General features: G+C 37.2%; 8 protein-coding genes. 2 read left to right on the forward strand and 6 right to left on the reverse strand.

The window, feature by feature from the left end; genetic code table 11:
- Positions 1-7 precede the first annotated feature (7 nt).
- The gene (locus tag NMU02_RS02435) at positions 8-3,157 is read right to left on the reverse strand and encodes an ATP-binding protein (RefSeq protein ID WP_255025587.1); all 3,150 of its coding nucleotides are present in this window, start codon (positions 3,155-3,157) and stop codon (positions 8-10) included.
- Positions 3,158-3,854: 697 nt separating this feature from the next.
- Here NMU02_RS02435 and NMU02_RS02440 point away from each other — a divergent pair.
- On the forward strand, positions 3,855-4,145 hold the full coding sequence (locus NMU02_RS02440; RefSeq protein WP_255025588.1) for a YtxH domain-containing protein: 291 nt from the start codon (positions 3,855-3,857) through the stop codon (positions 4,143-4,145).
- A 142-nt stretch (positions 4,146-4,287) separates the two neighbouring features.
- Here the strand turns inward: NMU02_RS02440 and NMU02_RS02445 are convergent, their stop codons facing one another.
- The 3 genes from NMU02_RS02445 to gadC form a co-directional block, all read right to left on the reverse strand.
- Positions 4,288-4,758 (reverse strand): hypothetical protein, encoded by a 471-nt coding sequence (locus tag NMU02_RS02445; RefSeq protein ID WP_255025589.1) that lies wholly within the window; start codon positions 4,756-4,758, stop codon positions 4,288-4,290.
- Positions 4,759-5,198: 440 nt separating this feature from the next.
- A complete protein-coding gene (locus tag NMU02_RS02450; protein ID WP_255025590.1) occupies positions 5,199-7,472 on the reverse strand; it encodes a GH92 family glycosyl hydrolase in 2,274 nt (757 codons plus the stop codon).
- Between the two features lie 346 nt (positions 7,473-7,818).
- Positions 7,819-9,390 (reverse strand): glutamine/gamma-aminobutyrate antiporter GadC, encoded by a 1,572-nt coding sequence (gadC, locus tag NMU02_RS02455; protein ID WP_255025591.1) that lies wholly within the window; start codon positions 9,388-9,390, stop codon positions 7,819-7,821.
- 183 nt (positions 9,391-9,573) lie between these two features.
- Between gadC and NMU02_RS02460 the strand changes: the two genes are divergently transcribed.
- Positions 9,574-10,374 carry a potassium channel family protein gene (locus NMU02_RS02460; RefSeq protein WP_255025592.1) on the forward strand — a complete coding sequence of 267 codons (801 nt, stop codon included), beginning with the start codon at positions 9,574-9,576 and terminating at the stop codon, positions 10,372-10,374.
- A 222-nt stretch (positions 10,375-10,596) separates the two neighbouring features.
- Here the strand turns inward: NMU02_RS02460 and glsA are convergent, their stop codons facing one another.
- Complete coding sequence (gene glsA / locus NMU02_RS02465; RefSeq protein WP_255025593.1) at positions 10,597-11,562, reverse strand: glutaminase A; 966 nt, start codon at positions 11,560-11,562, stop codon at positions 10,597-10,599.
- Between the two features lie 92 nt (positions 11,563-11,654).
- The gene (gene gad, locus NMU02_RS02470; protein WP_255025595.1) at positions 11,655-13,094 is read right to left on the reverse strand and encodes a glutamate decarboxylase; all 1,440 of its coding nucleotides are present in this window, start codon (positions 13,092-13,094) and stop codon (positions 11,655-11,657) included.
- Positions 13,095-13,213: the final 119 nt, after the last annotated feature.

Raw genomic sequence — 13,213 nt, forward strand, 5'->3', positions numbered from 1 at the left:
GGCCATTTTATAGAAAAATAAAATGCTTCTGTAAGTTCGATATAATCTGTTTTTTTAATGAATTTGCATTGATGGGCTTAGCCGTGTAATCGTTAAATTCGTTTTCCATGACCCGTTGTTCGTCAGATGAAAAGGCGAATGCCGTAACTGCAATAATGGGAATGTGTGTCGAGCTTTTGCGTATTTCCTTAGTCGCTTCATAGCCATCCATTTCAGGCATATTAATATCCATCAAGATTATTTTCGGATTATGTTTATGGTATAATTCAACAGCTTCGCGGCCATTCCAAGCATGAATCAAAGTATATTCTTTCTTTAGAATAGATTCGACCAGTTTATAGTTGTATTCGTTATCTTCTGCTACCAAGATTACAATATCTGAATCTTTTACTTTTTCAGGAATATCATCTTCGCTTTCATGATCTTTTTTTTGAACGGGGTGATATGGAATTGTAAACCGGAATGTAGAACCTTTATTAATTTCTGATTCGGCCGTTATACTACCTCCCATCTTTTTTATGATAGATTCGCATATCGATAAACCGAGTCCTGTGCCGGGAACAAACTTATTCAGTTTAATAAAACGTCCGAAAATACTTTGTATTTTTTCAGGAGGTATACCGCATCCTGTATCTGAAACAAAAAAATGAAGCATTTGGTTTTCAATAGTATATCCAAAACGGATTTCACCTTTTTCTGTAAATTTGATTGCATTAGAGACTAAATTCAGAATTACCTGTATTAATCTGTTTTTTTCGGAATGAATAATACATTCTTGTAAAGAAGAGTCGAAAGCTATTTTTATGGATTTCTCGTTACCGATTTTTAGTTTTAGAGATAATTCCTGCTCTTTGAGCATTTCGTTGAGGTCGAAATCGGTATAAGTAAAATCCAGAGTTCCCGCTTCGATTTTAGAGAGGTCGAGAATATCAGAGATCAATTGTAGCAATAAGGCATTGTTATTTTCGATAATCTTGTAATATTCTTGCCGGTCAGATAAATCATCTGTGGAAGCTAATAATTCGGAGAATCCTACAATTGCATTCAAAGGGGTGCGTATCTCATGACTCATATTGGCAAGGAATGCCGATTTGAGCCGGTTAGACTCTTCAGCATTTTCTTTGGCCGTCATAAGATCTTTCTCCATCATTTTACGTTCGGTAATAACTGTCGATGTACCAATGAGCACAGTCGGTTTCCCATTTTCGTTACGCCTTTCGATAGCAGCTTGTATCTCGATCCAGTCGAAACAGTCGGTAATGTTGTCTTTTATTATTCTTATTTCTTCTTTGGCTTTTTCTGTTTTTCCATTTATCAGGTCATGATAAGCCTGTAGAAGTTTCGCTCGGTCTTCTTTATTTATATATTTGAGATAGGCTTTATCGGGAATAGCAATGTGGTTTTCTTTATCGTCACCAATCCCTTTTTTCTGATTGCGGCTGGTGATGTCATAATATACTGTTTTACTTTTTATATCCCACCGCCAAGGTATAATATTTGCGACATCAAGTGCCATGGCCAATTTATGATTGGTAGCGGCGAGTTGTATCTGAGCATTATGTAGTTCGGTACTGTCGATGCAGAATATGTTTACCAGACTTTTATCTTCCGATACATTCATTACGATATCATAAAATATATGAGTGTTGTTTCCGTAATAAGAAAAGGTGACCGACCGATTTTCATCCAGGCAGATATTAAGATTGCGGATAAGATCGTTTTTAATATCCGGAATGGCTTTTTCAATGGAGCGTTCTTTTACTTTTTCGGTTGATGAAATCGTGTCTTCAAAATAAGAATTTACATCTTTTATAATAACGTCTATGGCTATTCCATCTTTGTTTTTTTTCAGTTTACCATGTATATAAATAACGGGCATACTGTTAATAAGATTGGTATATTGTTCTATTAGTTTTATGTTTCTTAATTGGGAGATTCTTAATTTCTCGAGTGTTCTCAGTCTTCGATACTGGAATGCTACTATAATGAGTATGAGAAATATTCCTCCTCCTATTAATATATAGCTGTATTTTTCCCAAAATGTAGGAGGTTTATTATATATGATCGATCCGGGGGGGCAAAGTTTCGGGTCGAGACCGTATGAAACCAGATTTTCGTAATTAAATACGGCTACACCACTCGGATGTATATAAGGAGGTATTTCAGAAGCTCGTGTTCCCGATAATATTTGGTTGATTACTTGATCGATTTCTTTTTTATATCGTTCCCGGTCGTTAACATAGCCTCCGACGATAGAACTTTTTGTACCGATGTCGGCAGAGAGTAAACTAAATAAAGGTACGGGAGAAGTAGAGGTGATTCGGTATGAATTGGTGAGCATAAACAAATTACCCCAGAAATGTTGTTTCTGAAACCATGAAGAGAATAGTAGGCCATCGGTTTGTGGGTCGATGTTGTTCAGTATATTGAAAAGGCTATCGGTAGGAATATCTTCTGATGAAATAAACCGATATTTTATTTGAGGATATTTTCCTCGGATGTAATTTTTTAGTTCCGAATCACTTTGTTTACTGATGAAAGTTTCATCTCCGATAAAAGTAAATGTCTTCATTTGGGGGAGCATTCTTACCATTATATCGACATTTTCTTGGGGATAAACCGGCTTTTGAATGAAAGCTAAATTATATTTTTCCCTTAAATCGGAAATGGGTAAAGTATCGGAGGCATATAAAGGAATTCTTTCCAATATTTTTTTATCGGATGCTATATAGTCTTTTTCACTGCAAAATATGATGGGTATATCGTGCCCCCATTGAGATGCAATACTACTTAAAAGGATACTGCTACCGAAGCCGACCAATATTACCATTCTGGGTTTGTGTACCGAGTATGTTTTGAATAAGAGGTGTTTGTATTCTTCGAGATCATGTTGGTTTTCTACCAAAAGCCGGTTCATATTTTCTACATAGAGATTCAGTTTATTGGTCTGTGAAACGAGATTCATGACTGGTTTTATAATATCGAGACTCCACAAAGTCGATTCGGTGTAGGTATTGATTAACAGAATATAGTCTGTTTCTTTATTTTGTGCATTTGTCTGGGAAGAAAAAGATACGGAGATAAATACCAACAGAGATAAAGTATAGCGGCAAATTAGCCGAATCCCTTTTAATATTTTTATTTGGTTAGAATCCATATATATAGCGTAATCCGCAGACTTTTATCTGGGTGATTTTCAATTATTATTACTATGTCCGTATTTCGAAGGAATGGCTTTCGGAATATAATTATTCTTTAATTATTACAGTTGTGGCTTGATTCTGTTACTATTTTCAATACTCTTACTTCATTTGTTTACGGGTATATTTTTAAACAATACAAGTCGAATCAATCGGGTAATTTTTAGTGAAAGTCAGTTTGTGGGGTATCTAATGGCTGAAACTCGGAAAAATTGTTTGCAATAATTAGTTTATACCCGATTCCCGAGAATAGTTTTTTCTCATGTTGGCGGGTGATTTTCTGCTTCATGATTTTAACTCTCTTACACTCTTAATGACACACAATTGCTCTAAAATTATATATATTCTTAAATATACGGATAACCTAAGTTTTAGACACTACAAAAATATAGATAATTATCACAATACCAAAAAGAATCGGGAACTTTACATTTTTAAAATATAGATCGTTTTATTTTTAAATCGACGAAGAAATTGGGGATCATTTAATGCCCGGTATCGATATTGGATGAAATGAATATTTTATCCTTTTCTTAAAGGATTTGAAAGGGTTCTTAAAGATCTTTTTCAGAATGAAAAGTGTGTTTAAATAAACTTACCGGATACTTGTTTGTTTTAAATATGAATGTTTTACTTTTTAATTAATTGTTCAATATGAAAAAATTAATCTTTCTTGTCCTTATGGCAATGGGTATTTTTGTCTTTTCGTCATGTAACAATAACAAAAGTACCAAAGATAAAATAAACGACGGAATAGAAAATGCGAGCGAATCTACGCAAAAAGCCGTAAATAAAGCAGACGATAAGGCTGAAGATGCAAAAGAGCATATAAAAGAAGGCTGGGAAAATACAAAGGAGTCGTTTAAAGAGGGTGTAGATACAGCTAAGGCTAATGTCAAAGAAAATGTAAATGAACTAAAAAAGGAAGTCAAGAAAAATAATTGATGATGATTCTTGATTGTTTACGAAATAATTCCGGTAAAATGATGAATAAATAATATCTTCTGATTTTACCGGAATTATTTTGTCTAGTAGATATTATCGCATCTTAAAATAAAGAATATCGAATATTTTACAAAATATATCTTTAGCTCGCCTTCCGGCTTTTGTTAGCCAATAGGCAATTTTTGATCATAAAAAGTCGTGATTCGATCGTATTTGTTTTTAAATCATGTTTCGATGCAATATCTTTAAGCCTTAATTCGTTTAAATATTGTGCAAAGGCCATCTGTTTATCTTGTGGCATTTGTTTTAATGATGAATTTACGTCTTTCATTCGGGGGTGTGAGGAACCGATATGAGGAGTTAAATTCCCCGACGATAAAAGGCACTCTTTTATCAGTTTGGGATAATCGCCGATAAAAAAGTTTTTAATCCATGTTGATAACAGTGGATTGTGATAAAACTTCAGCGGATGGTTAGATGATGATACGCGCTTTTCCAGAAGCGGTTCGGAGAGAGAAAGATCTGCCGGTGGAGAAAAAATGTCCGATAGATCATTACCGAAATATCGTTCGTACAATTTTTTCAATTCCGCTTCAAATAAATGTTCTTCCATTTCTTAATTTAAAGTAAAAAGTTAGTAAATCCATTCTGAAGGGAAAAAGAAAGAGGGTCTCCTCTGGGTATTAGTAGGAATAATTTTGTGTATACACATTGTATCACGCTCAGTGGAGAACCTCTCTTTCAAGATCCTATAAACTGCGTAATACAATGCGTTATCTATAAAAACAAAATTATTCCTCTTCCAAATGTAAAATAATTTTTTCTATCTAAAGGCGTTTATTTTGAAAAAATCGAGATTTTTCTGCATTATTTAAAGGTTAATAGAATTTGCCTTTAGAAAAACGTAGTTTTGTCCCTTAGTTTAGAATGAATTTTGTTTTTTGACACAAAAAATGCCCGGCTACATAGGATCGAAATCTAAGATGTAGCCGGGCATTCGGATATTTTTAGAAATAATTTATTTAAATTATTGATAGAGTTTTACTAAACCGGTTATTCAATTGTTTTCGGCCGATTTATGGGTGCTTTTCCAAACTGTTTATTCGGTTTATTACCCATTTTAAATACTAGTTTTCCTCCTTTCATAATATCGTTGTAATCGATGAAAGATTTGAGATAAGGTTTTCCATTAAGAGTGACCGATTGTATGTAAATATTCTTTTTATTGTTGTTTTGGGCGATGACTTCGAATTTTTTATTTCCGGGAAGTTCGATGATCGCTTTTGTGAAAAGCGGGCTTCCGAAAACCAGTTGACCTCCCGATGGGCTTACCTGATAAAAACCTAATGCCGACATGATATGCCAGGCAGACATTTGTCCGCAATCCTCGTTTCCGATTACACCATCGGGTTTGTCGGTATAGAATTCATCTTGTATATATCGTACTTTTTCTGCGGTTTTCCATTGTTCTCCGGCATAAGGATAAAGATAGGCTACATGATGACTCGGCTCGTTACCGTGTGCGTACATGCCGATAAGTCCGCTGATATCAGGAGAGGCTTCATCTCCCATATCTCCGGTTACCGTGAAAAGAGAATCGAGTTTTGTAATAAAAGGCTTATCTCCACCGAAAAGTGAAATAAGTCCTTCTGGATTTTGGGGGACAAAAAATGTATAATGCCATCCGTTTCCTTCACAGAAATCACCGACACCATGTACCGAACGTAAAGGATTATAAGGTGTACGCCAGCTTCCATCGCTCATTTTAGGTCGTATAAAACCGATTTCTTTGTCGAAATATTGTTCATAATATTTTCCTCGTTTTAGATATTCTTTGTAATCGGCTGTTTTCCCTGCCTTTTTGGCAACTTGGGCGATTCCCCAATCATCTACCGCATATTCCATTGCAATAGAGGTTGCTTCACTTACTTTATCGCAAGGTATGTAGCCTTTTTCAAGTACGTATGGGATACAATGTTGTTTGGGATATACTGAAGTAGCAACCATATTTTTATAAGCTCGATCGTAATCGAATCCGGTAAAACCTTTCAGCATTGCGTCGGCTATTACGGGAACCGAACTATATCCGGGCATTTGGTTGGTTTCTCCTCCGATTAAGGGCCATATAGGCAGTTTTTCTTGTTGGTCGTACATACTTAACATCGAGTTTACAAAATCGGCGACATAGTGCGGTTTTATAATGGTAAAAAGCGGATGTAAGGTACGGTAGGTATCCCAAAGAGAGAAAGTCGAATAATTTTTCCAGTCTTTAGCGCTGTATATTTTATCGTCGTGTCCTCTGAAATCACCGTTTACATCGCAATAAAGAGTTGGGGCGATCAGGGTATGATACAGCGAAGTATAAAATATTTTTTTTGCTTTTTCATCGGTAGTTTCAATATCGATACATCCCAGTTCCCGATTCCATTTATCGATTGCTTCTTGCCGGGTTTTGTCGAAATTCCAGTGCGGTAATTCCGCATTCATATTTTTAGTCGCATTTTCACAGCTTACCGAAGATATGGAGATTTTCATCATCACATCTTTGGGATTTTCCTTAAATAATATAACTCCCTTTACTGCAGGACCTGAAAGTTCATTTCGTCCTTCCAGTTCGTCATCGTTATAAACCAGTACTGTTTGTATCGGTTGGTCGGTTTTCAAAGTGAAATATACTTTATGCCGTGGACTCCATCCTTTTGAAAAACGGTATCCTTCTATCGTATAATCATCTATTTTTTTCAGATAAGTATCGTATGCTCTATCTCCGTTTCCTTCTTTCAAATTAATAAGAATTCTTCTGTCTCCTCTTGCGGGATAGGTATAATGATGCAATGCTACCCGTTCGGTGGTAGTAAGTTCGGCTTTTATTCCATTATTCATCAATAAAGAATAATACCCTGGAGCGACCGATTCGTTTTCGTGTTTATAATATGAAGAACAACTCCCTTTTATATTATTTTGATCGCCTCGAGTAGTACGTACCCTTCCTGTAAAAGGCATAACGAGAATATCTCCCAAATCGGTACATCCTGTTCCGCTGAGATGGGTGTGACTGAAACCGATAATTACGCTGTCGGAATAATGATATCCTGAACACCAGTCCCATCCTTTATGTATGTTTTGGGGGCCGGCTTGTATGGCTCCGAAAGGAACACTGGCTCCTACAAATACGTGTCCGTGTCCTCCTGATCCGATATAGGCGTCTACATAACTCGTATAATCGGTTATTTTATTCTGATTCTGAGCAAATGAATAAAAGTAATTAAAAAATAAAAGACATAATGCGATTATGCATTTTGTGACGATTTTTCTGTAATGATTCATATGTGAGTAAGAGTTTTTAAGTGTTATTTATCGATTTATTTTTTTTCTTTTTCAGTCTATTGTGTTGTCTTTTTAATTTTTCTTTTGCACTTTAGTTGCACAAAAATAGCAAGAAAACCTGATTATTCAAATTTTCCTATTTTACGAATTTCTTCATCACCGTTTTATGAATCGAAAGATGTATTTTTCCTGATAAACGTAAAACATATATTGTTATTCACGCTCAGGTTTTGAAGAAAACGATGTAATTCGTAAAAGAAGAAGCTGCATTTTCTAACTAACTGCAGCTTATAAAAAATCCGGTTTTACGAAGAAGTAAAACCGGATTTTTAACTTGTATTTTAAATTATTTCAACGTATTATCCGTATCTGCTGGCTTTGTTCCGGTATTGGAAGTTGTTGAAGTATTTACGGTATTTCCCGCAGTTGCATTCATGCCGGATGTAATAGAGGATGTCGTTGCTGGTTGTGCTTCCCAGTGAAATGGTTCGAACTGGCTGTTTTTATCGGCCCATGTTGGTTTTCTCGAGGCGTAGATAATAAACGGAGCGGCAACGACTACGATACAGCCGATTACCAGAACCGAATACCATACGGTGTTACTTCCGGTTGCGATTTGTCCGGGAGGAATAAAGCTCAGAATAAATGCCAGCAATGAACCGCAAAATCCGAGGCCGGCAACGAGCCAGATAAGACCGTTTCCTTTTTTACCGATACGGAAAGGACGATTTGCTTTTTTCATGTTGTATCTTAAATATATTGCCGCTGAAAACATCAGCAGGTACATGATCAGATACAGGAGAACGGTAAGCTGGGAAAGTATCTGGTAAAAACTTTGTACCGAAGGCATTACGACAAACAAGAGACTGAGCAGAGTTACCGCGAGACCTTGCAGGTACAAAATATTTTTTTGTACTCCGATTTTATTGGTTTTTTGGAAGAACGGGGGGAGATATCCGGCTTTACCTACGGCAAAAATACCTTTAGACGGACCAGCAACCCAGGTTAACACACCAGCCAAGACTCCGAATGCAAGTGCTATGGCAATAATGGGAGAAAACCATGAGGCATGAATAAAAGCGAAATAATTATCGAAACCTACGAGAAGGCTTTGCGTCAGATTAATATCTTTTTGCGGGATGATGATTCCTAAAGCGAATGTTCCCAAAACGAAGATAATAACAGTTATAAGAGATCCTATAAATACGGCTTTCGGGTAATTTTTTGACGGATTCTCGATATCTTTTACATGAATACCGCCCATTTCCATTCCGGCATAAAAGAGGAAGATACTCGCTGCGAGTACGACATTATCGAATTTGGTAAAATCGGGGAAGAAACTACCCGAAAAATCCATTTGCGATTGCCCACCCATAGCCAGATATACGATTGCCAAAATTATTAACAAAGCTGCCGGAATAATGGTACCTACCATACCTCCGACTTTTGCGACTTTACCTACCCAACCGAGTCCTTTCAACGAAATGAAAGTAGCGATCCAGTAAATAATAAGTACCACTGCTAACGTATAATATTTGTTTGAAGCCAGAGACATGTCTGCCCCGTGACTTGATCCGATAAAGGCTATCGAAACGGCTCCGAATGTAAGTACGGTCGGGTACCATATCGTACTTTCGACCCATTGCAGCCAGATAGCAAGAAAACCTAATTTTTTGCCGAAAGCTTCGCCGACCCATCGGAAAACTCCTCCTTGTTTATCCTGAAACATGGCAGCCAGTTCGGCCGCAACTAAAGCTGTAGGAATTAAGAATACAATAGCTGCAAATAAATAATAAAATGCAGAACTTACGCCGTATTCGGCTTCGGCGGGCAATCCCCGTAACGAAACAACGGCGGTAACATTCATAATGGCAAGGGTAAATACACCTAATTTTACCGTTTTTCCAATATTTCCCATAATTTAAAGATTAGTTTAATTGTAATATCATATTATGGAGTTATAACAAATATGTATTGTATAGGTTTATCTTTTCGTCTTTTTAAACGTTATATTACGCTTTTTTCTTCTCTTAAACATTAAGGGCACGAGGGTTGTTCTTAATAGGGTAATTAAAAATAGCATTTTTAAATTCAAGGGAATATGAAGTCGGCTTTATCAGATTTTATTTATGAGAAGAAAGGTATTTACGGATTTTTGCATGTAGTTATTCTTATCCTTTCGCTTTTTCTTATCATCAGTATCTCAATCGATACATTCAATAACATCTCTTTTCTCACGCAACCTGCATATTTGAAAGTACAGTTATATATCTGCCTATTTTTTATTTTCGATTTTATTCTCGAATTTTTTCTTTCGCATAATAAATGGTATTATTTGCGTACTCATTTTGTTTTTCTGATTATTTCGATTCCGTATGTGAATATCATCGATTATTATCATATTACTTTTTCGCCCGAAATAACCTATTTTCTTCGTTTCATACCTCTTGTACGCGGAGGTTATGCCTTGGCGATTGTCGTGAGTTGGCTTACTTATACCAAAGCGTCGAGTCTGTTTGTTTCGTATCTTACTATGTTAATGGCTACGGTGTATTTTTCGAGTCTTATTTTTTTCGTTCTCGAACATAAAGTAAATCCCGAAGTAAACGGTTATGCCGATGCTTTATGGTGGGCTTTTATGGATGTGACTACGGTTGGATCCAATATTTATGCTGTTACTGTTACCGGTCGTGTTTTGTCGGTTGTACTGGCGGCATTAGGTATGATGATGTTCCCTATTTTTACTGTATATATTACCAGTGTGGTGCAAGATGCGAATAAGAAACGGGAAGAATTTTATAAAAATAATACAGAAAAGCAGAAAATGATGAAAACCGGTTCTGCTGCGGTTGCTGTTTCTGAAAAGGTATCAGGTGGAGAGGATGTGAACGGTGCTGAATAGTTTATCTTTTTGATTTTATATTTTCAGTATATGATTATTCTTATGTAGAAAAGTTTTGTGTGAGAAACATAGGAAAGTAATATCTGTACCGATGATTGTAGATCGATCTGGTAACGAAAGTAACAAAGAGACATTTTGTACTTCGGTTGAGAAGTGAAAAATGCCTCTTTGTATTTGAATATGACTTTTTTAAAAATACATAACGTGTTTATTTCTATCCGGTTAGTCGGTTATAGTGACAGTTCCCGATTCGAAAACATTCAGTCCCAATTTATTCATGATGTGTTTTATCGCTAATTGAGCTTTTACCGAATTTCCTGCACTGTCTATGGGAGGCGCAAAAGCCGAAATGCCGAATAAACCGGGAAGTACCCCCATGATACCACCGCCGACTCCGGTCTTTGCCGGAATACCTGAAGTATATAGCCAGTCACCGGTATGTTCGTAGAAACCTACAGTCGCGATAAGTGAAGTGATCTTGGGAGAAAGTTCGGCATCGAAAATTTGTTCCTTCGTTATGGGGTTATTTCCGTTATTGGCGATCGTAGCGCCGCATACCGAAAGTTGCCCGGCCGTTATACCCAGAGAACATTGGCGGGTATAGAGGTCGAGAGACATCGTAGGATCGTCGTAAATACGATTATAATTTTTCAATAACCACGCGATAGAACGGTTATTGAAATTCGTATCCGATTCCGATTTGTAAAGTTCGTCGATTAGTTGAGGCGCACTGCCTGAAAGATCCGTAATATTTGAGACGATAGCATTCCACTTTTCATCAGAGTTGCCTTGTGGTTGTACCATGCTACAAGCTACAATAGCACCGGCGTTTACCAGCGGGGTAGAGGGATGGTCGTTTTCGAGCAGAATGGCGAATATTGAATTAAAAGGTAGCCCGGTTGCATCTGCTCCGATCATTTCAAGCAGTTTATGCGCACCGTATTGGCGAAGTACGAGAATGGCGGTATGCACTTTCGATACCGACTCTATCCCGAATTTGTAGTCGTAATCTCCGAATTGTATCATTTTTCCGTTAAGCAGGCAGATACTGATGCCAAAGAGATTTTTGTTGATGTTAGCCAAATAAGGGATATAGTCTGCATTTTTACCGTCGGTATTATTTTTATAGAGCTCGTAAGCTTCTTGGGCAGCTTCCTGTATCTGGGAAACAGATATTTTTTTATTCATAAGATCGTAAATTAATGGTTGATCGATTCGTTATAAAAATACGGGAGTCCTCCGTTGGGTAAAAAAGGAGAACTCCCGTGGCAATCTGGCAATTATTTTACTTTTTTTCCCGAACCGGTATGAGTAAATACCGAGCCTTTTATTTCTTCCTGTTTATTGATAGAAATACGGGTTGGCGTGGGGTATTCGAGTTTTTCGAGATCGGCGATAGCGTTATTGATATCGTTTAGTAACATATCTGCCATATCGCGGCTGAATCCTTGTCGTACGACGATACGCATTACGACGTAATTCTGAATATTTTCGGGTAAGGTATAGGCCGGAACCATCCAACCACTCTGTTTCAACTTATCCTGCAGATCGTACAATGTCCATTTGGCATTTTTATCGTATTCCGGTTTCATATACCATATAAACAACGGGTTTACAACTTCGTTGCTATAATTTACGAACGGAGTCATTTTACCGATTTGTTCGTGGAGGTATTTTGTAATTTCCATACTGTTATATTGTATGGCTTTATATCCTTCAAAGCCGAGACGAATAAATTGATAATACTGTCCGAGTATTTGAGCGGCGGGTCTCGAGAAGTTCAGCCCGACTTGAGTAATATTGGCTCCCAGGTAATTTACGCTGAAAGACATTTCGTCGGGTAAATATTTTTTATCTTTCCATACTACCCATCCGAGACCCGGGTAAACGAGACCGAATTTATGACCTGAAGTACTGATAGATAATACCCATTTCAAACGGAAATCCCATTTAACTTCGGGATTCAGGAATGGCAATATAAAGCCACCGGTTGCGGCATCTACATGAATACATACTTCGTTTCCGGTTTTTGCGTTATAAGCGTCTACGGCTTTGTCGAGTGCTTCCACATCATCATTTAGTCCGGTCCAGGTTACACCCTGAATGGGAACGATACAAATGGTATTTTCGTCGCACATTTTAAGGGCTTCTTCAGGATCGAGCGTGGTTTTGTCGAGGGTTAAGGGAACCTGACGCATTTCGATTTGCCACAATTGTGCAAATTTTTCCCATACTACCTGAAATCCCGTGGAAATGACAAAGTTGGGTTTATCGTAGGGTTTTCCGGCTTCTTTTCTTCTTTTACGCCAGCGTAACCAAGCGGCGACACCTCCCAACATACATGCTTCTGACGAACCGATGGCCAAAGCACCGCTTTTCCATTTTTCCTGTTCGGGTGTATTCCATAAATTGGCGACGATGTTGATACATTTACCATTCATTACAGCAATACGTGGATATTCCGTTTCATCGATATAGTTGATATTGATCGCTTCGTTCATTAATTTAGTGGCATAATCATCCATGTAGGTAGTTACGAATGTAGCCAGGTTGAGGCGTGGCTGAGTTTGGGCGAAAGTTTCGTCTTTTACCATTTGATATGCGATCTGCGGTGTGGTAGGACCGTCGGGAATTTTGTCGACGGGCGCTGGTTGTAACATTTCATCAGAACCGAAAACATCGGTTTTCGCATCTCCTTTTCTAAAATTTAAATCTTTCATTTTGCTATTTTTTTTATTAAAAAACGGTTGATTATATTCGTCGATATTCTTTTTATTCGTATTATATAAAACATTGGATTCTTTCGAATGTTTACTGATTTTTACTATTCACACACTAT

Source organism: Coprobacter tertius (assembly GCF_024330105.1).
Lineage (GTDB): Bacteria > Bacteroidota > Bacteroidia > Bacteroidales > Coprobacteraceae > Coprobacter > Coprobacter tertius.

What these genes read in the sequence shown, in the direction of transcription:
- NMU02_RS02435 (WP_255025587.1), bottom strand. Translation starts at nt 3,157, where the DNA reads ATGGATTCTAACCAAATAAAAATATTAAAAGGGATTCGGCTAATTTGC.
- NMU02_RS02440 (WP_255025588.1), top strand. Translation starts at nt 3,855, where the DNA reads ATGAAAAAATTAATCTTTCTTGTCCTTATGGCAATGGGTATTTTTGTC.
- NMU02_RS02445 (WP_255025589.1), bottom strand. Translation starts at nt 4,758, where the DNA reads ATGGAAGAACATTTATTTGAAGCGGAATTGAAAAAATTGTACGAACGA.
- NMU02_RS02450 (WP_255025590.1), bottom strand. Translation starts at nt 7,472, where the DNA reads ATGAATCATTACAGAAAAATCGTCACAAAATGCATAATCGCATTATGT.
- gadC (WP_255025591.1), bottom strand. Translation starts at nt 9,390, where the DNA reads ATGGGAAATATTGGAAAAACGGTAAAATTAGGTGTATTTACCCTTGCC.
- NMU02_RS02460 (WP_255025592.1), top strand. Translation starts at nt 9,574, where the DNA reads ATGAAGTCGGCTTTATCAGATTTTATTTATGAGAAGAAAGGTATTTAC.
- glsA (WP_255025593.1), bottom strand. Translation starts at nt 11,562, where the DNA reads ATGAATAAAAAAATATCTGTTTCCCAGATACAGGAAGCTGCCCAAGAA.
- gad (WP_255025595.1), bottom strand. Translation starts at nt 13,094, where the DNA reads ATGAAAGATTTAAATTTTAGAAAAGGAGATGCGAAAACCGATGTTTTC.